This window comes from Leucobacter sp. 7(1), assembly GCF_900163635.1.
Classification (GTDB): domain Bacteria; phylum Actinomycetota; class Actinomycetes; order Actinomycetales; family Microbacteriaceae; genus Leucobacter.
Genome location: NZ_FUID01000002.1, coordinates 151339 through 173030, shown reverse-complemented (window position 1 = coordinate 173030; position 21692 = coordinate 151339). Strand labels below are relative to the sequence as shown.

General features: G+C 65.6%; 20 protein-coding genes. 11 read left to right on the top strand and 9 right to left on the bottom strand.

The window, feature by feature from the left end:
* Positions 1–5 precede the first annotated feature (5 nt).
* Positions 6–794 carry a MerR family transcriptional regulator gene (locus FM113_RS00815; protein WP_087010483.1) on the bottom strand — a complete coding sequence of 263 codons (789 nt, stop codon included), beginning with the start codon at positions 792–794 and terminating at the stop codon, positions 6–8.
* A 49-nt stretch (positions 795–843) separates the two neighbouring features.
* The gene (locus FM113_RS00810; protein WP_087010481.1) at positions 844–1758 is read right to left on the bottom strand and encodes a DUF2268 domain-containing protein; all 915 of its coding nucleotides are present in this window, start codon (positions 1756–1758) and stop codon (positions 844–846) included.
* A gap of 258 nt (positions 1759–2016) precedes the next feature.
* Here FM113_RS00810 and FM113_RS00805 point away from each other — a divergent pair, with 258 nt between their 5' ends.
* The 4 genes from FM113_RS00805 to FM113_RS00790 all read left to right on the top strand — a co-directional run bounded on the left by FM113_RS00805 (position 2017) and on the right by FM113_RS00790 (position 4398).
* The gene (locus FM113_RS00805; RefSeq protein ID WP_087010540.1) at positions 2017–3198 is read left to right on the top strand and encodes a Cmx/CmrA family chloramphenicol efflux MFS transporter; all 1182 of its coding nucleotides are present in this window, start codon (positions 2017–2019) and stop codon (positions 3196–3198) included.
* Positions 3191–3607 (top strand): zinc ribbon domain-containing protein YjdM, encoded by a 417-nt coding sequence (locus tag FM113_RS00800; RefSeq protein WP_087010479.1) that lies wholly within the window; start codon positions 3191–3193, stop codon positions 3605–3607. The genes FM113_RS00805 and FM113_RS00800 overlap by 8 nt, the downstream gene beginning before the upstream one ends.
* A 98-nt stretch (positions 3608–3705) precedes the next feature.
* Entirely contained in the window at positions 3706–4131 is a 426-nt protein-coding gene (locus FM113_RS00795) for a VOC family protein (RefSeq protein ID WP_087010477.1), read from the top strand.
* A 57-nt stretch (positions 4132–4188) separates the two neighbouring features.
* Positions 4189–4398, top strand: a complete 210-nt coding sequence (locus tag FM113_RS00790; protein ID WP_087010475.1) for a DUF4287 domain-containing protein — start codon at positions 4189–4191, stop codon at positions 4396–4398.
* A 69-nt stretch (positions 4399–4467) separates the two neighbouring features.
* On the opposite strand, the gene FM113_RS00785 is transcribed toward FM113_RS00790, so the two are convergent.
* The 6 genes from FM113_RS00785 to FM113_RS00760 form a co-directional block, all read right to left on the bottom strand.
* Positions 4468–5562, bottom strand: coding sequence for a histidinol-phosphate transaminase (locus tag FM113_RS00785; protein WP_087010473.1), 1095 nt, complete (start codon positions 5560–5562; stop codon positions 4468–4470).
* Between the two features lie 77 nt (positions 5563–5639).
* The gene (locus FM113_RS00780) at positions 5640–6920 is read right to left on the bottom strand and encodes an alpha-hydroxy acid oxidase (RefSeq protein WP_087010538.1); all 1281 of its coding nucleotides are present in this window, start codon (positions 6918–6920) and stop codon (positions 5640–5642) included.
* A gap of 154 nt (positions 6921–7074) precedes the next feature.
* Positions 7075–7908 carry an IclR family transcriptional regulator gene (locus FM113_RS00775; RefSeq protein ID WP_087010471.1) on the bottom strand — a complete coding sequence of 278 codons (834 nt, stop codon included), beginning with the start codon at positions 7906–7908 and terminating at the stop codon, positions 7075–7077.
* A 26-nt stretch (positions 7909–7934) separates the two neighbouring features.
* On the bottom strand, positions 7935–9140 hold the full coding sequence (locus tag FM113_RS00770; protein WP_087010469.1) for a CaiB/BaiF CoA-transferase family protein: 1206 nt from the start codon (positions 9138–9140) through the stop codon (positions 7935–7937).
* 33 nt (positions 9141–9173) lie between these two features.
* Positions 9174–10343, bottom strand: a complete 1170-nt coding sequence (locus tag FM113_RS00765) for an acyl-CoA dehydrogenase family protein (protein ID WP_087010467.1) — start codon at positions 10341–10343, stop codon at positions 9174–9176.
* A 149-nt stretch (positions 10344–10492) separates the two neighbouring features.
* Positions 10493–11908: an FAD-binding oxidoreductase gene (locus FM113_RS00760; protein ID WP_087010465.1), complete on the bottom strand. Its 1416-nt coding sequence runs from the start codon at positions 11906–11908 to the stop codon at positions 10493–10495.
* 155 nt (positions 11909–12063) lie between these two features.
* On the opposite strand from FM113_RS00760, the gene FM113_RS00755 reads away from it, so the two are divergent.
* The gene (locus FM113_RS00755) at positions 12064–12882 is read left to right on the top strand and encodes an IclR family transcriptional regulator (protein ID WP_176387026.1); all 819 of its coding nucleotides are present in this window, start codon (positions 12064–12066) and stop codon (positions 12880–12882) included.
* Positions 12883–12926: 44 nt separating this feature from the next.
* Here the strand turns inward: FM113_RS00755 and FM113_RS00750 are convergent, their stop codons facing one another.
* Positions 12927–13985 (bottom strand): PDR/VanB family oxidoreductase, encoded by a 1059-nt coding sequence (locus FM113_RS00750; RefSeq protein ID WP_140393255.1) that lies wholly within the window; start codon positions 13983–13985, stop codon positions 12927–12929.
* A 199-nt stretch (positions 13986–14184) separates the two neighbouring features.
* On the opposite strand from FM113_RS00750, the gene FM113_RS00745 reads away from it, so the two are divergent.
* The 6 genes from FM113_RS00745 to FM113_RS00720 all read left to right on the top strand — a co-directional run bounded on the left by FM113_RS00745 (position 14185) and on the right by FM113_RS00720 (position 21684).
* Positions 14185–15387, top strand: a complete 1203-nt coding sequence (locus tag FM113_RS00745; protein WP_087010459.1) for a cytochrome P450 — start codon at positions 14185–14187, stop codon at positions 15385–15387.
* A 257-nt stretch (positions 15388–15644) separates the two neighbouring features.
* On the top strand, positions 15645–16562 hold the full coding sequence (locus FM113_RS00740; protein WP_087010457.1) for an ABC transporter substrate-binding protein: 918 nt from the start codon (positions 15645–15647) through the stop codon (positions 16560–16562).
* Positions 16563–16589: 27 nt separating this feature from the next.
* Positions 16590–17555 (top strand): amino acid ABC transporter permease, encoded by a 966-nt coding sequence (locus tag FM113_RS00735; RefSeq protein ID WP_087010455.1) that lies wholly within the window; start codon positions 16590–16592, stop codon positions 17553–17555.
* Positions 17552–18331, top strand: coding sequence for an amino acid ABC transporter ATP-binding protein (locus FM113_RS00730; protein WP_303394010.1), 780 nt, complete (start codon positions 17552–17554; stop codon positions 18329–18331). Before FM113_RS00735 ends, FM113_RS00730 begins: the two co-directional genes overlap by 4 nt.
* A 37-nt stretch (positions 18332–18368) precedes the next feature.
* A complete protein-coding gene (hutH, locus tag FM113_RS00725) occupies positions 18369–20024 on the top strand; it encodes a histidine ammonia-lyase (RefSeq protein ID WP_254908801.1) in 1656 nt (551 codons plus the stop codon).
* A gap of 82 nt (positions 20025–20106) precedes the next feature.
* On the top strand, positions 20107–21684 hold the full coding sequence (locus FM113_RS00720) for an alpha/beta hydrolase (protein WP_176387025.1): 1578 nt from the start codon (positions 20107–20109) through the stop codon (positions 21682–21684).
* Positions 21685–21692: the final 8 nt, after the last annotated feature.

The window sequence follows — 21692 nt, the reverse complement described above, 5'->3', positions numbered from 1 at the left end:
GCCCCTTACCCCCAGCCGGAAACACGTTGCCGGAGTGACTCTGCTGCGAGGTGCGCTGCCGCCGGGCTGCCGAAGTGGTGCTGGAAGCTCGGGTCCGCTTCGTACGAGGCAGCGACCCCACGCACCATCGCCGCGGATCGCGTCACATCACCCGCGTGAGTGGGGGTGCCGGGGATCTCAGCGAACCAGGCGACGTGGGCCGCGGCGTGATCCTGCGCCGCCTGCGACCCCGGCTGAAACCCGGCCTCATGCAGCGCTGCCCACGTGTGCAGTAATGTCTCTGCACGCTGTTGCCATGCGCGCTGCTGAGACAACGACTTCCCGTGCCACCACTGGTTCGAGGCCTCGAACGCCTCCCGCCCCCAGCGTCGCACCACCTCGTCCTCGAAGCGGTCGTTGAATCCGTCGAGCATGGCATCCATGTGGGGCTCGCGGCCCGCGCGCCGCATCTCGAGGGTGTGCTCGACGGCACGTACCCGACGCTCCAGGGCCCGTTGTTCGCCCGCCAATCGTGTGAGGTGCGTCTCCAATGCGGCAATTTCGGTCGCCTCGGAGTCTTCGGCACCCGGGCGGCTTGGATCCGTTGCGAGCGCTTCGGCGATATCGGCGAGCGGCATGCCGGTATCCCGGAGCAGCAGAATGCGCTGGAGCCGGGCCACCGCGACCGCACCGTAGTATCGGTATCCGTTGGACCCCACGCTGTCGGGAAGCAGGAGGCCGATCCGATGGTAGTGACGGATCGTGCGAGCGCTGATGCCGGCGCGTTCAGCGAGCTGCTGCACCGTCCATTCCATACGTGTCGCCCTTCGTCGCCGGGCAGGTGCCGGTGTCTCCGTTGGTGTTTCAGTCTGTCGCAGGCCGGGACGGAACGAGATCCAGAGCCGGGAGCGCAATGCGCAGAATCTCCGCGACGGGCGCGTGCAGGCTGGCGGCCGCGGTGGTTCCCGTGGTCGCCAGGTAGGCCTGCACGATCCGCACCCCCGCAGCGTAGCCCGCCCCGGTGGGAAGACCCACAGGTGCCGTCCCGAATAGGCGGGCGGTCGTGTCGCCCAGTACCCACGCCGCAAAGTCGCCCATCCCCGTGACGTCGAGACCCGTAGCGACCCGTGCAAGCACCGCATCGTCTGCCCGCGTCTCGGCGCTGACAAAATGCGTCAACCCCGCAGCGCCGGTGAGCTCAACGGCAAACAGGTCAGCGAGCCCTTCGGAGACGATGTGCTCCCCGACGGTGACGGTCTGCGGATCCCAACGCACGCCGCCGGGGGAGTAACGCAGGTTGTGGTGGAGTTCGTGCACCGCGATCGCCTCCAATCGATTCAATATCCGCTCGGTGGGCCACACGGTGATCACAATGTAGCCGCTGATCCCGCCGAAGCCAGAGAGCCCTTGCACCTCCTCCATGAAGTGCGGGTTCGACGGGTCGCCGAGAACCAGGAGCACGGTGAGATCCGGAATCGTGAGCCTCGGGTTGGCGGCGCGGAGCGCCGCAATCCCTTGGTGCAGTGCGTGATCGATCCGTTCCCAGGCCCGGGCGTTCGCGAGTGTGTCGCAGGCCTGAAGCACCTCTGGGGTCGAGTGTGCAGTGGGGAAGCCAAAGTTCTGTGCGTGCACGGCACCGAGGTCGACGCCTCCGGGTACAAACGAGTACATCGGTGCGACAGGGGCCCAGAGTTCGCGAAGAAGATCCTGGCGTGCGGATTCGGGCGCCGTCAGAACGGCGCGCATGGTGGTGGCGGTATCGATCACTGAAATGCTCATGGAACGTCACGCTAAACCTTGACGCTACGACAGGGTCAAACGATCACTGCACTGCAACGATCACTGCACTCCAACTATCGCTGCCCTAGACTGAACGGCATGGGGTGTATTGAAACAATTCGCGTGGGGCTATCGGCACGCCGGTAGCCCGAGAGCGGGAACTTCTCCGCGGTGAGCGCAGTTGCGCGCCGGGGAATTGTCGCTGTTGCCGGTGGTGCCGAACGGTTCTGGTTCGTCACCTCACGGAAAGTTTTTCTCATGCCATTTTTGGTATATCTTCTAGCGCTTGCAATTTTTGCGCAAGGAACTTCGGAGTTCATGCTCGCCGGGCTGCTCCCGGGGATGGCAGTTGAGCTCAATGTCTCACTCGGAACGACAGGACTTCTGACCTCTGGATTCGCACTGGGCATGGTCGTGGGTGCCCCTACGATGGCGGTGCTCGTGCGGGATCTCCCTGCGAAGTCTGCGTTGCTCGGGTTTCTGGCCGTGTTCGTGGCCGCACACGTGATCGGCGCGCTCGCGCCAGGTTTTGGCCTGCTGCTCATCAGCCGAGTCATCGCCGCGGTCGCGAACGCCGGGTTTGTCGCAATCGCGATGTCTGTGATCCCACGGATTGTGCCCCCACAGCGGCGGGCCCGTGCGCTCGCGGTGCTGCTCGGTGGGACCACGCTTGCGCTGATCGCCGGAGTGCCGCTGGGCGCGTGGGCGGGAAACCTGTGGGGCTGGCGGGCGGTCCTGTGGGGCGTTGCCGCGATCTGCCTCCCGGCGCTCGGCGCGCTCGGCTGGATGGGACGCATGCGGGACCCGCGGCAGCAGGGTGCCACACCGTCCCTGCGTCGCGAATTGACGGCGCTCAGCTCGCCCGAGTTGCGACGGATGATCGCGCTCGCGGTGCTGGCAAACGCTGCGGTGTTCTGTTCCTACACGTATCTCGCAGTCGTGGCGGAACGCGCTGCCGGGATCTCCTCAGCGCTGATTCCGCTGCTCCTCGCCGGCTTTGGGGTGGGTGCGCTGTGCGGAGTGACGTTGACGGGCCGATTCGCCGACAGGCACTGGTCGGGGATCTTGAGCGTCGGCATGATCGTCGCGATTGTGGGGTGGGTCGGTCTTGCGGTGTGGTCGCAGCACGCGGCGGTGGTGTGGGTGTTGAGCAGCGCTATGGGGATGGTGTCGTTCCTTGTCGGCAGCACGCTGATATCCCGGGTGCTGGCCAGCGCTGGCGCCGCACCGACACTGGGCGGGGCGTTCTCGACCGTCGCACTCAACCTGGGGGCCGTGATCGGCCCAGTCTTGGGGGGAGTCGCGCTGAGTCGGCTCGGCGCACCGGGGCCGCTCTGGGCGAGCGCCGTGTGTATGATCGGGGCGGCCGTACTCTGGTGCCGCTCGCTCAAGGAGCAGGCAGCACCATCGACCCCCGAGAAAGGGACGCACGATGACTGACTCCACCGCCGACACCGCCTCCGCTACGGACCCGGAAGCCGTGCCGCCGTGCCCCGAATGCGCGAGCGAATACGCGTACGAATCAGGGCCGCTGCTTGTGTGTCCGATGTGCGGTCATGAGTGGTCGGGCTCCGCTCCCACGGGTACGGACGACGCGGATCATGCGGGTGATGCAGCGGATGCTGAGATCCGAGATGCCGTGGGTAATGCCTTGGCAGATGGCGACACCGTGACGCTTGTCAAAACCGTGAAGGTATCGGGTGCGGGCGGTGGCAGCATCAAGGTCGGCACGAAGGTGACCGGGATTCGCCTGGTTCCGGGTGCGGCTGACGGTCACGACATCGACGCGCGGGTTCCCGGTTTCGGCAAGATGAAGCTCAAGTCCAGCGTGGTGAAGCGCGCAGGCTAACCCTCGGCAAATTTGGGGGTGACCTGCGGGGTGCCCCGGGTGCATACTGTGTGCACACGGGGCGATGGCGTTCCCGTCTGAGCGTCAAAGGAGTTTCCATGACACACTCACTCGCAAGCTACATTTCGCTGGACGGCACGACCGGTGACGCGATGACCCACTGGCACGAGGTGTTGGGCGGTGAACTCGAGATCCTGCGCTATGGCGATATGCAACTCGAGGGCATGCCGTTTGAGCCGGATCCGCAGGCTGTTGCGCACGCCACGTTGACGCTGCCCGCGGGCATCATCGCGGGCGGGGATTCGATGGATCCCGGCACTGACTATCCTGTGCGCGGCACTGCCTACTCACTGCTCTACACGACCGACACCCCGGATGAGGCACGTGGCTTCATTGAGGCATTTGTCGCCGGAGGGGGCACCGTGGGTATGCCGTTCGAAGAAGCCCCGTGGGGCGACTGGTACGGCCAGGTATTTGACCGCTACGGCGTCATGTGGTCGTTCTCGTGCCCAGTGGCTCGCTAGCGGCCTGCGAGGCCGGCGAGCCGACGATCCCGAACCCGACTGACCAAAGGAACTCACATGACCGAGACCGTCACCGGCCCCAAATCCTACTTCCCGTCGATTGAAGCGAAATACGGCAAATCAATTGACGAGTGGATCGCCGCGTTGCGCCCGCTGGCCGGCCAGAAACACATGGAGCAGGTCGCATTTCTGAAGGAGCACGGAATGGGACACGGCCACGCCAACGCCCTCGTGCACGTGTTCCGGGCTGAGCACGACGGGGCATAGTGTGGTTCGCAGGCTGCGCCGGATCGGAATGCTGGCGCAGCCTGCGATGCCCGGGAAAAGAGTGTCGCGCTACACCGCAGGGACCTCGGCCGTGTAGGAATCGAATGCGCTGATCACGGCGTCTTCTGCGGCGCGCTCGCCGACGGTGACTCGAAGGCCCTCACCCGGGAACGCGCGGATCGAGACGCCGGCGTCTGCGCACGCCTGTTCGAGGGCGAGGGTGGCGTCGCCCGATTCGACCCACACGAAGTTTGCCCCGCTCACGGGGACGCGATGCCCGCGTTCGCGAAGCGCCGCGCTCAGCCTGGATCGTCCCGTGCGCGCGGTATCGACGATCGTGTCGAGATGAGTCTCGTCCGCCCACGCGGCACGCGCGGCGGCCTCCGAGATGCGGCTGAGCCCGAACGGTGGGGAGGCGGCCCGGACTGTGTTCGCGATGTCCTTGGAGGCGAGCATGTACCCGGCCCGCGCTCCGGCCAGGCCATACGCTTTTGAGAACGTCCGAAGCACCACAAGGTTGGGATACTGGGCGAGCAAGGGGACACCGTCGACGCCGGAATCACCAAACTCGCGGTACGCCTCGTCGAGCACGACCAGGACGTGACCGGGGACCCTGTCGAGGAACGCCACGAGTCGCTCGGGTGTCACTTCGGTTCCCGTGGGGTTGTTCGGGTTGCAGACGATGATGGCGGCGGTGTTTGGTGTGATCGCCGCGAGCATCGCGTCGAGGTCGTGGCCCTGCGTGTCATCGAGCGGCACGAGCACCGGATCCCCGCCGGCCACGCCGATCAGGATGGGGTACGCCTCATAGCTACGCCAGGCGAGAATAACCTCTTGACCGGGACTCGTGTAACTCAGCAGCGTGTACTGCAGGATCGGGTTTGACCCCCCGCCCGTGACGACCTGTGCGGGGCTGAGCCCGAGGCGGTCGGCGATGTCCGCCGCGAGGAGATCCCCGGACACCGTGGGGTAGCGGTTCGATTGGGCGGCGGCCTCGGCTACGGCGGCTACGACTCCGGGGGAGGGCGCAACAGGTGACTCGTTTGACGAGGCACGCCACCGCACCTGCCCGGCGACCGCTGATTGGCTGTACTGGGGGAGGTGCCTGATTGCGGCGCGAGCGATCGGCGCGGCGGCAAGCTGGGGTGTGGTCGGGTGCTCCATGGCGGCTCCAAATCGGTCGGGTGCGTCTATCAGTCTGCGGATGTCAGTGACCGCACGTGTGTCGGGGTCTGGTTCAGTCACGGTGTGTGGCCCGTGCGCGCCGTGACGGTGTGCGGGGCCGCGGATCCCGCGCTCCGCTGCACAAGGGATGCGCCGTGCGCGCGGAGTTGTTCGACCGAGGTCACCCCGAGGAGCTGCATCGCGCGGCGCAGCTCTGTGGTGAGGAGCGAGCCCACGCGGGCAACGCCCGCTGCTCCTGCCGCCACGAGACCCCAGAGATACGCTCGACCCACAAACACTGCGTCCGCGCCGAGCGCGAGGGCCACCGCGATGTCGTCTCCGTGACTGAAGCCGGAATCGACGAACACGCTGAACTCCGGCCCAACTGCGGCGCGCACCGGTGCGACGAGGTCGATCGGCGCAACCGTGCGATCCAGTTGCCGGCCCCCGTGATTCGAGAGGTGAACGCCGTCGACGCCGAGTTCCTGGGCTCGCACCGCATCGTCCGGGCCCAGCGGCCCTTTCACAACAAGCTTGCCGTGCCAGCGCTCGCGAATGTCTGCGATGTCGTCCCACGAGACCGCTGGATCAAACTGCTGCGAGATGTTATCGATTGTGAAGCCGCCGGGTTCGTCGGAACCGGCGGTACCACCCGAGACGTTGGCAAATTCGAGGGCGGGGCTGCGGAGCATGCCCATCCAGTAGTTCGGCTTCAGGCCGATATCGAGCACGCTGCCGGGGGTGAGCTGCGGCGGGATTGTGAAGCCGTTGCGGACGTCCCGCACGCGCATTCCCGATACCGCGGTGTCGATCGCGATTTCCAGCACTCGGTATCCGTTGTCGGCGGCGCGCTGGATCAAATCATGAGTGACCCGCCGATCCTTCCAGACGTAGAGCTGGAACCACCGATCTGTCTCGCCGGCACCGGGATCGCGCGCGAGATCTTCGAGCGAGGTGGTGGCCATCGTGGAGAGCACGTAGGGGAGGCCGCATCGAGCCGCGGCGGCCGCGACCGCTGGCTCGCCGAGCGGCGAGATCATCCGGGTGTAGCCGGTCGGCGCAAAGCCGATGGGAGCCGCCGCCGGATGGCCAAGGATCGTGGTTGCGGTGGTGGCATCGGTCACGTCGACGAGCGCCCGGGGATGGAACTGCCAAGCCCGGATCGCGCTCGCATTGCCGCGGAGGCTGTGCTCCTCGTTTGCCCCGCCATCGACGTAGTCGAAGACTGACCGGGGAAGTCGTCGCCGAGCGATGCTGCGGAACTCGGCAATCGTGTGTGCCGCGGCCAGGCGTCGTCGCTCCCCGCTCAGGGGCGGCAGCGTGAGATTCAGCAGCGCGAGGGCTTCACCCGGCCTCATCGAGATGCCCCGGTCGCGCGCGCGGATAGCCACCACTGAACGGGGGGCTGGGTTGCGAAATGAAACGACAGTGTTCCCATGCTTCGATCCCATCGCACCGTGCCGGCTGACGGGGTGCCCAGACGCAGAGTTTCGTCCGGGATCCCAGACTGCGTCAGTCCGCAGGGAGCTCTTCGGGTGGTGCCTCAGATGGTGCCTCTGGCATCGCCGCGGGGATCCCCGCACCGATCCGTCGCCCCAGCTCCTCGGCCGCCGTGCGCGCGAGCGCCGCGTAGGCCTCCTCCTGCGCGGCGTCGATCCGCCAGCTCAGATAGGAAATACCCACGGCAGCCACGGGAGTGCCCAGATGATCAATCACGGGACACGCAACTGTTGCGATGTGCTCTTCGACGAGTTCAATTTCAACTCCGTACCCGCGCGCCCGCGTGCGATCCAACTCCGCGTGCAGCTGCCGCCGGTTTTCCACGGCCTGACGTTCGGTGAGCGAGGGGAAGACGCCTTTGCCGGTGAACAGGGCGTCGACCTGATCCCGCGACATTGCTGCGAGCATCGCCAAACCGCTCGCCGTTGCGTGCGAGGGCAACCGCACACCAACGCGCGCCACGATACTGGGGCGGTGCGGGGCGCGCTCCGTGGCGACGTAGTAAATGTCGCGGCCGTCCATAATGGCGAGCTGGGCATTTTCACGGGTGGTGTCGACCAAGCGCTCAATGATGGGCTTTCCCACACGTGCGAGGGGATCCTGGCGGTTGTACGCGAACGCGAGCTCGGCGGCGCGCACGCCCAGGCCGAACAGCCGTTCCTCCGGGAAGTGCACCACGAAGCCCTCCTCCCGCAGCACCGCGAGCAGCTGGTACACCGAAGAACGCGGAAGCCCGAGTGCGTGGCTGATCGTGGCGGCACCCACGGGACCGCGCCGACTCGCGAGGTGCGAGAGCACCTGCAGCGTGTGACGCGCGGCAGGTGCTCTCGACGACTGGCTGTCCATAGTTCGCCAGGATAGCGGGGGAGGGACTACCGCGCGCTCGCCGCAGCCTCGGGTGACGCTGCAGCGGGGGCCGGCTCCGCGAGCCACCCGGGAACCAGGTGGTTGTGTTCCCCGAGCCGCGGGGCCGGTGACGGGGGCACCGAACCGAGCAGTCGGAGCGGGGATGCGAGGGTCTGGAATCCGTCGGACTCGACCGCGACAACCCCACGATGCCGGGCGTGCTCGCTCGTGAGCGCCTCGCGAACGTTTGCAACCCTGGCGGTCGGCACCCCGTGCTCCTGGAGGCGGCGCACGGCATCGTCCGCGGTGAACGGGGCGAGCGCCGCCTCAATCGCGGCCCGCATCTCGTCACGGTGATCGAAGCGCGCGTCGTAGTCATGGAAGCGCGGATCGGTGAGCCAACCCGGTTGGTCAAGCGCCGCAGCCAGCTTCTCGAACAGGCGGTCGTTTGACACTGCCACTACCACGGGCCCGTCCGCGGCGGCGTACGTGCTGAAGGGCACTGTCAGCGCGTGATCATTGCCGACTGCGGTGGGCACCTCGGGCTCGTGCAGCGCGCGCATCCCCACGGACTCCAGTACGGAGATGAGGCTGTCCAGCATGCTGAGGTCGACGTGCTGGCCGACCCCGGTCAGGTGGCGTTCCTGGAGCGCGGCGAGCGCGCCGATGGCCCCGTACAGGCCGGGGATCAGATCCCCTAGGCTGATCCCGATCCGCGTGCCCTGACCGCCGGGCCACCCCGTGACCGACATCAGCCCGCTCATCGCCTGCGCGACGAGATCATACGCGGGTGCCTGACTGAGGGGTCCATCCTGGCCAAAACCACTGATGGACACTGCCACAAGTTTCGGGTTGGTCTCCCGGAGCGAGGAGATGGAGAGCCCGAGTCGCTCGAGCACCCCCGGCCGGAAGTTCTCGATGAGGACGTCGCTGCGCCGCACGAGTTCGATGAGGGTGTCACGCTGCTCCACCTGCTTCAGATCCAGCGTGATGCCCACCTTTGACCGGTTGAAGAGGCGGTAGTACCCAGAGTCCTCACCGATAGTCGGACCAAAGAAGCGGGAGTCGTCGCCGCCGGGGCTCTCCACCTTGATGACCTCCGCGCCGAGATCGGCAAGGATCATGGCGCAGAATGGGCCCGCGAGGACCCGGGAGAGGTCGAGGACGCGGACTCCCTCGAGCGAGCGGGTGGGCGTGCCCGGAATGGGACTGCCCAGGTTGGGAGTGCTCATAGGAGTGTCCTTTCGCAGCTGAATGCTGTCGGCTTACACAAACGCCGAGATGCCGGTGACTGAGCGCGCGGCAATGAGCATGTTGACCTCATACGTGCCTTCGTAGGAGTAGATTGCCTCCGCATCACCAAACACCTTGCCGATTTCGTAGGAGGTGTCAACGCCGTTGCCGCCGAGGATGGATCGGGCGATCGCGGCACTTTCTCGGCTCAATTTCGTGACGTGTGCCTTGGCGAGTGCGGTGTGTTCGCCGCGGGCCGTGCCGGCATCTTGCAACCGGGCCAGATGCGCCATCATCGAGGTCGACGAGACGAGATTCGCAAGGATTGCCGAGAGCTGTCCCTGAATGAGCTGGAACGCCGCGAGTGGCTTCCCAAACTGCGTGCGCTCCACCGCGTAGGCGCGGGCAATGTCAAACGCGGCGAGCTGGAGGCCAACCGCCTGCCAGCCGACGACCGCACGGGTGTCCTTGAGGACACGGTTCACGTCGCGGAAGCTATTCGCCCCCGCGAGCTTGTGATCGGCGGGGATCCGGACATTGTCGAGGAACACGTTTGCGTTCAGTACCGCACGCAACGCGATCTTGTTCTCGATGAGGGTGGTGGAGAACCCGGGGAGTGAGGTGTCAACGAGGAATCCCTTGACCTCCCCGTCGGCCTCGTCGCGAGCCCAGATGATGACGTAGTCCGAGAAGGTGACGCTGCCGATCCATCGCTTCACACCATTGAGGACCCAGGAGTCACCATCGCGCCGGGCCGTGGTGGTCAGGCCGCCCGCGACGTCAGATCCCGCGTCGGGTTCGGTGATCGCAAACACGCCCTTCTTCTTGATCGCGTAGATGTCGGGCAGCCAAGCGGCTTTCTGCTCCTCCGAAGCCAGCACCTCGATCGACCCGGTGAACAGGCCGTCGTGGCCACTCATGAAGGTGCCGACTGACGCGTCGGCGCGGTGGATCTCTGCGGTCAGGAGGCCCGCGAAGAGGTGTGAATGGCCAAGACGACGAACGGGGCTGACGATGTCGAGCTCCGCGATCTGGGGGATCAGGTGCTGCGGAAACTCCTGCCGGTTCCAGTGATCGACGGCAATCGGCTTCACCTCGGCGGTGAGCCACGCGCGGACCTGCTGCAGCTTGGCCTGCTCGGCGGGGGAGAGTAGCTCTTCAAACCCGAAGAAGTCAGCGGTGGGGTACGGGAGATCAGCCATTGATGCGTCCTTTCGACACTGAGTGGAACGAATGATTCTCATCCCACCACGCGCCAGGACCCCGATTGTCGGGTCAAATCCGGGTGCTGTCCGATATCTCGGACAAGTCGGACGCGGGGGCCCGTGCGCGCCCGAGACGTGCCGTGGGGCTACTCCACGGCGAATACCTTTCCGGGGTTGAGGATTCCTGCAGGATCGAAAACCCGAAGCACCTCGCGCTGTAGATCCCACTGTTCCTCGCCGAGCTCCTCCGCGAGCCAGCGTGCCTTCAATAGGCCAATACCGTGCTCCCCGGAAAGCGTGCCGCCCAGGCGAAGCGCCGAGCGGAACAGGTCCGCCGCCGCGTCCCAGACGACGGGCGGCACCTCTGGCCCCGCGAACACAAACGTGGGGTGGAGATTGCCGTCTCCGGCGTGCGCGATCGTGGGGATCGTGACCCCGTACTGGCGCTCAACGCGAGCCACTTCGTCAAACATGTCCGCGAGCGCGCTTCGAGGCACCGCAACGTCCTCGATGAGCGCGGTCCCGAGCGTCTCCACTGCGGGCAACATTGCACGACGCACCGAGAGCAGGCGTTCCCCTTCCTCGGAGTCGAGCGTGATAGACACGGTTCCGCCCGCCTGGCGCAGGATCTCGGCGATCTGCTCGGCCTCCGCGGGGCCAGCGGGTCCGTCAGTCTGGATCGTGAGTTGGGACGCCCCCGCAGCGGGATCGGCGAGGCCCAGCAGCCGGTGCGCGGAGGCAAGACTGAGGGCATCCATGAGTTCCATGACTGCGGGCTGGATCCCGGATGATGTGACAGCTGAGGCCGCGCGCGCAGCGTCGCGGACCTCGGCGAATGTCGCGGTGAGCGTGCAGGGCGTCTCGGAAACGATCTTGCGGAGCTTCAGAGTGGCCCCAACGATAACTCCGAGCTGCCCCTCCGAACCGATGACAAGCGAGGTGAGATCAAGCCCAGAGACGCCCTTGACCGTGCGGCGGCCTAGGCGCACCAGACGGCCGTCGGCAAGCACGAGGTCGACGCCGAGCACAGCGTCGCGAACGACACCGTATTTCGCGCACAGGAGGCCGCCGGCACCGGTCGCGATATTGCCGCCTACGGTGGCGATGTCGCGGCTTGCGGGATCGGGTGCCCACCACAGCCCGTGCGGTGCCAACTGTTCGTCGAGAGCGAGGTTGAGGATTCCCGGTTCGACAACGGCGAGGAGATCCTCCGGTCGCACCTCGAGGAGCCGGGTCATGCGCGCCGTAGAAAGCACAAGCTGCCCCGGTCCCGCGTTTGCGGCCCCGGCAAGGCCGGTCCCGCCGCCCCGGACAACAACCGGAGTGCGATGCGCGGAGGCGATCCGCATCGTGGCCTGAACGTCTGCGACGCTCTCGGCATGAACCACTGCAATCGGAGGGCCTGACGAGATGTGTCCCGAGCGATCAGCGCGAGCAGTCTCGAGCATCTGCGCCGCGGTGTCGACCCGCGATCCGAGTTCTGCGCGGAGCGCGCTGAGGAGGGCCGCATCGAGATGCAGGGCGTGGGTGTTTGGCTGTGCATCGGAAAGGTCATGAGTCATCGGAATCTCCAGAATGTCAAATGGCGGTCAGGCTGTTCGGGCGGCCCAGAGCGCGGGCTACGGTCATCAGGCCGGGCCGCGATCCGGTATCTTTTTCGATGTCGGGTGGTCCTCAAAATTGGACCGCGGGTGCGCAACGCAAGGGAGCTGGCGCCATGGAAACAGCAGTCACCAGGCAGGGAACGGCGAATCGAACCGAAACGGGGAGCGCCGACAGCTCCTTTGAACGCGGGCTGCGCGTGCTGTCCTCGATCGCGGACAACGGATCGATCCGCGCGGGAAGCATTGCGGAGGAGCTGGGGCTGCCGCTCAGTACCGTCTACCGCTACCTGCGCACGTTGCGCGAGTATGAACTTGTCGAGGAACACGGCGGGTTCTACGTCACCGGTTGGCGGCTCTCTGAGATTTCGCGGCACGACGTGTCCCGGACACGGCTGCTGGAGCTCGGATACGCGTTCATGCAGGAAATCTCGGCGGCCACAGGTGAGACATCGACGCTCACCGTCAGGGTGGGCACGAACGCAGTGTGCCTCCGCCAGGTGGAATCGCCGAATGAGGAGCGCGTTGCGTTCCGCCTTGACCAACTCCTGCCGCTCTATGCGGGTGTGGCGCAGCGCGTCCTCCTCGCCCATGCCCCGCAGAGCGTCATCGACCACGTCCTCGCAGAGCGCGTCCGGACCCTGACTGAGCGGACCCTGCCAGCCTCGACGCTTGCGGGTGAACTTGTACGCATCCGGCAGGAGGGCTGGGGCGTGTCGCGGGGCGAATACATCGCAAACGCACTCGCGGTATCGGTGCCAGTGTTCGCGACCGGCAATGAGGTCGTATGCTCGCTGACCGTCGCGGGGCCGCAGCAGCGGTGTGGGCCGAACTGGATTGCCGAGGCTCGCCGCGTCGTGGTGAGCGCGGCGGATCGTTTTTCCCGGCTGCTGCAGACCGGGGGAGAGTTTCAGACGGGCGCTCCTCCGGCTTGAGTGGCACTGCCCGTGCTCGGGCAGTGCCGTCCGTCCGGAGACTGTCATAGGTCGAGGGTGATCCGGGAACCGCAGGCTCGGGACACGCAGATCATCATGGTTTCGTTTGCGTCCCGTTCCTCCGCGGAGAGGACGCTGTCGCGGTGGTCCGCGGTGCCCTCGAGAATCGGAGTTTCGCAGGTCCCACAGGTGCCCCGCTTGCAGGAGCTCAGTGCCCGAAAGCCCGCCTGGTTGAGGGCGTCAAGGATGCTCTCATCTGCGGCGACATCGATTTCGCTGCCGTCCGCGAGCTCGACCGTGAACGGCAGCGAGGGGCGGCCGTCCGCGCTCACCGCACTGTCGGACCCGGGCAACGGGGCATCGGAGGGGCCAGCGGTGTCTGCAGTGCCGGAGGTGTCCGCGGTTTTCCCCGCGTCGAAGTCTTCAATGACAATGACGTGCCCGGTCGCTGCGGCCGCCTCGCGGAGGGCGTGTTGCAACGACTCTGGCCCGCACGCGTAGATCGTTGTCTCGTGTGGCAGTGCGCGGAGTGCCCCGGCGACGTCTGCACGGCCGCGGGAGGCGCTATCCCAGAGCGTGACTCGGTCGCCGTGGGCGGCGAGCCCCGCGGTGTAGGCCATAAGCTCACGGTGTTTCCCGAGGTAGAGCAGTTGCCAGTCGATGCCCGCGGCGTCTGCCTCGGCAATCATCGTGAGAAACGGTGTGATGCCGATCCCTCCGGCCACGAAATACGCGGGGCCGGAGGCGCGATACGGGAACGTATTGCGGGGACCGCGTACCCGCAACTCTGTGCCTGGGTGGACCGACTCGTGCAGGTGTCGCGAGCCGCCGCGACCGGCTTCCTCACGCAACACCGCGATCGTGATTTCCGGACCATCCGCCGCGCACACCGAATAGTGACGCACCTCATCGCCGGCACCTAGATCAAGCAGAACCTCCACGTGTGATCCAGCGGTCGTGTGAAACGGGATGCCCTGGGTGTCAAGCCGGAGCCGAAACGCAGTCACTTGCGGGGTGAGGGCTTGCCTGTCGAGCACCCGCGCCGACACGAAGCCGGGTGGGAGGGTGCTCGACGGTGAGCGGGAGCTGAGATTCGCGGGCACGGTGCCTCCTGGGCGTTCGGGAGCGGCGGATCGGGGCTGCGCGGCTGCGCCACTGAGTCCCGGTGATTGACGAGTGAATCGCTCGCAGACGCACGGTGCCAACCGTCGTTCTCGCAGGGTGAGACGGGCGCTCGGACGGGTGCTGGAGCCGAGGCTAGCCTCGGGGCAACCACGCACCAGAGAGAGGACATCTCAGCCCATGATTGCTTCGAACATCGCCGTCCCCGAGCTCGCGGACGATCCGTACGCGCGGGAGACACTCGCCGATCCGCACCCGTTCTTTACCCGGCTCCGCGCGGCGGGTCCGACCGCCTGGTTGTCGCAATACGGGGTACCCGCGTTCGGGCGCGACGCGGAGGTGCGGGAGATCCTCGAAGACTGGCGCACATTTATCTCTGGGGCGGGTGTGGGGGAAATTAACATCCATAGGGTGCCTCCGCGTCGACAGCCGGGCATTCTTGAGGTAGATCCGCCCGTGCACACCCGAATGCGCGATGCCATGAACGCGGTGATCAATCCGCGGGAGATGCGGAAACTCCGCGCCGGGTTCCAGGAGTTTGCAGACGAGCTCGTGACGCGTGTGCTGGATCAGGGAACGTTCGACGCGGTGACCGATTTTTCTCAGGTGTACCCCATTCGCGTCTTCGCTGATGCCGTTGGCATCCCACGCGAGGGGCGGGAGGCAAATCTCATCGCTCAAGGGGCCGCGAACTTCGCGACCTTCGGACCGCAGAACGAGGTGGCGCAGGAGCACCTGAGTGCGGGGGAGGGAACGTACGACTGGGTCTTGGAAGCGTGCCGTCGCGAGAACCTCGACCCGGAGGGGATGGGCGCCGGGATCTGGCGCGAAGCCGATGCCGGTAATGTGCCGCCGGAAGAAGCGACGCTGCTCGTTCGTGCGATGCTCTCGGCGGGGCTGGATACGACGATCATCGCCCTGGGCAACACACTCCGGTGGCTCGCGCAGTATCCCGAACAGTACGCTCGCGTGCACGAAAATCCACGCCTCATGAAGTTCGCCATCGACGAGGCATTCCGTTTCGATTCTCCGTTCCAGTCCTTCTATCGCACGACGAGCCGGGATACGGAGATCGGCGGCGTCGAGCTGCCCGCCGAAACGAAGGTGTTGCTGTTCCTCGGGTCCGCGAATCGAGACGAGGAGAAGTGGGGGCCGAACGCGCACGAGTTTGACATCGACCGTGATGCGTCGGGACACCTGACCTTCGGGATGGGGATTCACCAGTGTGTCGGACAACCTATCTCCAGGCTCGAGATGGACGTACTGTTGACAACCTTTGCGAAGCGAGTGAAACGGGTGGAGTTCGTTGGCGAGCCGCGGCCGTTCATCCATACGACGCTGTGCGGCTACGAGAGCCTGCCTGTCGAGGTGCGCGCGGCGTAGCGTCGTCGTGCTGCAGTCTGTGCGGTCGGGCTGGGGTGGAGCACTCCGGGCCCGAATCGACGTCTGGCATCCCAGACTACTGACGCGCAGCCTGGGCATTCTCAGACGTTGAGAATGCCTATTCTGCCCGTGAATGCTCGCCCCTACAGTGGGAGCATTCGCCGGATCAGCGGTCACCCAGGGCAGAGTAGCCCGGCCGTGAAACTCGCGAAGAAACCGGGCCAACAGGTCCGCCACGCACCAGCAAAGGAGCTCCCATGCGTACGTCTTCATCCGTTCGGATTGCGGCCGCGGCCCTGATCGCCCCCGCGCTTTTCTTCACCGCAGCGTGCTCGAGTGGCGGTGGCACCGCGGAGGGTGGTGAATCCACACAGTCCGCCGCTGAGGTCAACACCGACGCACCCCTCTACGACAAGCTCCCCGAAGCCGTACAGCAGGCCGGCGAGCTGAATGCCGCGAGCTACATCGGCTACCCGCCGTTTGAGTACTACGACGAGGACAACGAAACGGTGATCGGCCTGGATCGAGACCTCGCCGACGCCATCGAGGAACAGATCGGTGTCCCCATCGTGTTCAACAACGTGCCCTTCGATTCGATCGTGCCCGGGCTCGCGGCGAAGCGCTACGACCTCGCCATGTCGGCAATGTCTGACACGCTGGAGCGGCAGAAGCAGGTCGACTTCCTCGACTACTTCATGAACGGCGAGGCAATCTTGACGACCAAGGAGAACCCGAAGAGCATCACCACAATCACCGATCTCTGCGGAATCACCGTGGGCGGGGTGAAGGGCACCACCGGTGCTGAGCTCACCGATACTCAGAGCGAGGAGTGCGTCGCGGAGGGCAAGGACGCCGTCGACCACACAGTCTTCCCCGGTCAGAACGAGGCGGTCCTGGCACTGCAGAACGGCCGCGTCGAGGCCGTGGTGCTCGGCTACTCCACGGGTGGCTACATCGCCCAGACGAGCAACGACGCCCTCGCGATCACGCCGCCGTTCCGTATGGATGGCCCGTTCGGCATCGTCTTCCCGAAGGGCTCGGAACAACTCATGGAAGCGTTCACGCAGGCGCTTGAGCAGATCCGGGCCGACGGGAGCTACGACGAGATCCTCGCCGAGTACGGGCAGAGCGACGCTGCGATCGAGAAGTTCGTCACCAACGGGTCGACCCACTAACCGCCTCCTCACACAGGGACACTCACCATGAACGCAGCTGCACCCGCGGCACCGCGCGAGGCGCTCACCGTTGTCGAGAGTCGGCACTCGGGGCGCTGGATCGCCATCATCGTGATCGCGATCATCGCGGTCGCAACGGTCTACACGATTTTCACAAACCCCAGATTCCAGTGGGACGTTGTGGGCAAGTACATGTTCAACCCCTCGATCATGAGTGGCCTGGGACGTACGCTCATGCTGACAGTCATCTCGATGACGATAGGGATCCTGCTCGGCATCGTGCTCGCCGTGGCACGGCTCTCACCGAACAAGATCATCTCGGGGGCCGCGTGGATGTACTCCTGGTTTTTCCGGGGCACGCCACTGCTTGTGCAGCTACTGCTCTGGTTTTTCCTCTCAGCGCTGTTCCCGGTGGTGGCGCTCGGGGTGCCGTTTGGCCCCGAGCTGTTCGCGATCGACACCAACTCACTGATCACCCCGTTTTCCGCGGCGATCTTGGGGCTCGCGCTCAACGAGGCCGCCTATATGAGCGAGATCGTGCGTGCTGGCCTCCTCTCGGTTCCGAAGGGGCAGACGGAGGCGGCCGAGGCAATCGGTATGACCCGGCTCCAGACGATGTCGCGCGTGGTCCTCCCGCAGGCCATGCGGATCATCATCCCCCCGACGGGCAACGAGACGATTGGGATGCTGAAGAACACCGCCCTGGTCTTGGTCATTGGGTACGCGGATCTGCTCACCTCGGCCTCGCTGATCTACGCGCGCACCTTCGAGACGATCCCGCTCTTGATCGTTGCCGCGATCTGGTACCTCTTCATCACCGCGATCCTCTCGGTGATCCAGTACTACATCGAACGGCACTACGGCAAGGGATTCCAGGCTGGTCGTGTCACTCGCGAACGCAAGCCAAAGCTCGACACCGTCACCCGACCTGTCGAGATCGGGGAGCTCATCGTCGACGATGAGGCCGTGCAGCACGTCGGGAGAATGTCATGAATGCGGTACCCCAGGAGCGCCCCATGTTCGAGGCCATCGAAGTACACAAGAAGTTCGGCAAGGTTGAAGTACTCAAGGGGATCTCGCTCGAGGTCGAACGGGGGAAAGTTGCCTGCTTGCTCGGCCCATCCGGATCCGGGAAGAGCACCTTTCTCCGATGCATCAATCACCTCGAAAAGCTCGACGCGGGGGAGATGTGGGTCGACGGCGAACGGGTCGGCTACCGCCGGAGCGGGTCCAAATTACACGAGCTCCGCAGCAGCGAGATCGCGAAGCGTCGCGCCAATATCGGGATGGTATTTCAGTCCTTCAACCTCTTCCCGCACCGAACCGCGCTGCAAAACATCACCGAGGGGCCCATAGTGGTCAAGGGAATGAAACGGGCGCAGGCGGTGGAACTCGGGATGGACCTGCTCGCGAAAGTTGGCCTGCGCGGCCGCGAGGGGCACTACCCGGGGCAGCTGTCGGGAGGCCAACAGCAGCGCGTCGCGATCGCCCGCGCACTCGCGATGGATCCGGCACTCATGCTGTTTGACGAGCCCACCTCAGCGCTCGATCCCGAGCTTGTTGGGGAAGTGCTCGACGTCATGAAAGACCTCGCACACGGCGGCATGACAATGATCGTCGTGACGCACGAGATGGGCTTTGCGCGAGACGTTGCGGATGTGGTCCACTTCATGGCAGACGGGTATCTGGTGGAGAGCGGTGACCCCCGCGAGATCATGGTGGATCCGAAACACGAGCGGACGAAGTCGTTCCTCGCGAAAGTGCTCTGAGCAGGCCGGGAATCCCCGCCACACGAAAGGACTGGACGTGAATGCAATTGAACTCGGCGACAACACGCTGACGCTTGAGGATTTCCTCGCCGCGACCCGCGACCGCGTGCCCGCGCGGCCCTCGGTGGCGGCAACGGGACGGATGCAGGCGAGCGAGGCGTGGGTCTCGGCTATCTCCGACCGCATGCGCTCGGGCGAGAAAGTCGAGCCGATCTACAGCATCAACACGGGCTTTGGGTCGCTGGCCGGCAAACAAGCGTTCGACAGTGTGGAAGACGCTGCGGAGTTGTCGCGTCGCTTGATCATCTCGAACGCGGGTGGGATCGGCCGCTACCTGGACGAGGAAGTTGTGCGCGGGGCGATGTTCATCCGCGCCGCGAGCTTGGCGAGAGGCCACTCCGCCTGCCGGCCCGAGTTGCTGGATCGGCTACTCGAGATGATGGACAAGGGGGTACTCCCGGCGGTTCCCGAGTTCGGATCGCTTGGCGCAAGTGGGGATCTGATTCCGCTGGCGCACCTCGCCATCGTGTTGACGCGCGCCGCGGGGGAGGACCGGGAGGAAGAATCAGGCGAAGCGCACCTGAACGGGCAGATCGTTTCCGGAGTGGTGGCGATGCGTGAGGCCGGGATCGAGCGGATCGTGCTCGGGCCGAAGGAGGGCCTGGCGCTCCTCAACGGGACCTCGTTCTCGACCGCGCAAGCGGCGCTCGCGCTCGCGGACGTCGAGACCGCGTTAGAGGCCGCTCAGATCACCGCGGCGATGTCGATCGAAGCGATGTGTGGGTTCGGCGACGCGTTTCTCCCGCAGCTACACGAGGCGCGCGGACACGCAGGGCAAATCGCGGTGGCAGCGCGGATCCGCGAGCTGCTCGCGGACAGTGAGTTCATCGATGGCAACGAGCACACGGATCCGGTGCGGCAGCCCCCGCAGGATGCGTACTCGCTGCGCTGCACGCCGCAGGTGCTCGGCCCCGTGAAAGACACGCTCTCCTTTGCCCGGGGGATCATTGAAACGGAGATTAATGCGGCGACTGACAACCCGCTTGTCTTCCCTGAGCTGCCCGACACCCGCACCCTGAAGGCAGTCTCCGGTGGCAACTTCCACGCTGAGTACGTGGCATTCGCCTCGGATTTCATCTCCATCGGCGCGACGGAAATCGCAAACATCGCGGAGCGTCGGTTGTTCCGATTGACTGATGGATCGCTCAACCGCGGCCTGCCCGAGATGCTCGTCGATAGTGAGAAGGTCGGGATGGACTGCGGCTACATGCTGCCGCAGTACCTCGCCGCGGCGCTGGTTTCGGACTGCAAAACGCTGGCGCATCCCGATAGTGTCGACTCGATTCCAACGAGCGCGAATCAAGAGGATCACGTGTCGATGGCGAACAACGCAGGCCGGCACGCCCGGCAGGTCGCCGCAAACGTGCAGGCCGTCATCGGGATCGAGCTGTTGCTCGCCGCGCAGGCACTTGAACTGCGCCTGCAGCAGAGCGGGAAATCGCGGGACGCGCTCTCCACGGCGAGCCGCGCGGCGCTGGAGCTCATCCGCGCAACGCCGACCTCCGACGGCGGGCACGTCGACTTCCTCACACAGGACGTTGTCATGTACCCACGCGTGCGCGCCGCGATCGAGCTTGTGCGCACCGGAGCGCTGCAGCGCGCAGTCACGGAGGCAGAAGCCGGGCGCGCCTAGCACCGGCCCGCCGCTGGCATGCCGGTGCCCCCGAACGGACTCGGGGGCACCGGCATGCCAGCGGCGGGATACGATGCTGCACATGGCACACTCAGCGGTACGCACGGGCATGAGGCGTTTGACGCGCCGTATTGGCGGAGCGGCGCTCGCCGCCGTGCTTGTCTGCACCGGGTGCGCGACGGGTACCGGAGGCGGCGGGGGCACCGCTGCCTCCGACTCGCCGGCTGACGTCGCCGCGCAGCAGGCCGCAGCATTTCCGGACGTTTACGCACAGGAGGTGACCTGGCGCGATTGCACCGCGGATGACGGCCTGGACGCGGGCACAGCCGCGGCGCTGAAAGACGCGGACGTCGCGCCGAAGTCGATTCGCTGTGGCACCGTCATTGCCCCGTTCGACTGGGAGGATCCAGCGGACGCGGATCGGATTGAACTCGCGATCGTGCACGTCCCCGCAACGGGGGCACAACCGCTCGGCACCCTGTTTGGGAACCCGGGCGGTCCAGGTGAGCGCGGAGTCGATTACACGATCGGCATGCCACTCTCCCCGGGGTTCGATGAGGTCATGGAACGCTACGATCTGCTCGGTTTTGACCCCCGCGGCGTCGGGGACAGTACGCCGCTTGACTGCGACGGCGCCGGATCCGAGCTGCCGGTCGTGCAGATGGCGAGCTGTATCGCCGACAACCCCATCGCGCACACAATGGGCACAAGCCAGGTGGCGCGCGACATGGAACTGCTGCGGAGCCTCATGGGGGCCGAGCGCCTCGACTACCTCGGGTACTCCTACGGCACCATGCTCGGGGCCACGTACTCCACGCTCTTCCCCGAGCGTGTGGGGCGAATGGTGCTCGACAGCGCGGAAAACGCGCAGTGGGCCAACCTGATCCACACCTTCGATCAGCATGTCGCGATCGCGAACGCGACCGTCGCGCTCGCCACGTCATGCCGCACCGCGTACAAGGACGAGGTCGAGGTCTGCCCGTTCGTGGACGAAGAATCGCTGCTGACAGTGCTGAACCAGCTAGATGAGGATCCCCTCGTGGCCAGCGACGGCATCCAGATAAACGGCTCAGCGCTGAGGGCGATCCTCACGAGTACCCTCTACGCGAGCCATTTCGAGCGGGGGCGGGTGCTCGACCAGATCGCGCTTGCACTGTTCGGCGATCAAGAGGCGGTCGACGAGCTCGGGTCGCCGCTCACAGACTCGGATGGCACGGTGGATCTCGCGATGTCGATCATCTCCTGTCACTCGTTCCCGATCGAGCCAGATGTGCCAGGCCTGCTCGAACACATTCGGAAGACCGGGGTGCCGCGCTTGCTCGGTGGCCCCGAGATCACTGATGACGTGCTGGCCCCGTTTGTCGATATCACCTGCTACACCCTGCCGGAGAGCGGGCTCGACATCACCGACACCTTCAGTTTTGACGCACCGGACGCCGAGCCGATCCTTGTGATCGGGATCACGGGTGACCACGCGACCCCCTACCCCTACGCACAGGCGCTCGTTGAGGAACTTGGCAACGCCCGGCTTCTGACTCTGGACGGTCAAGGACACGCGGCGTCGTATTCGGGGCGCTCCAGCTGTATCGATACTGCGGTGACTCAATTCCTGCTCGACGGTGAGCTGCCCTCGGAAGGGACAGTCTGCCGGGACGACTAACCGTGCAA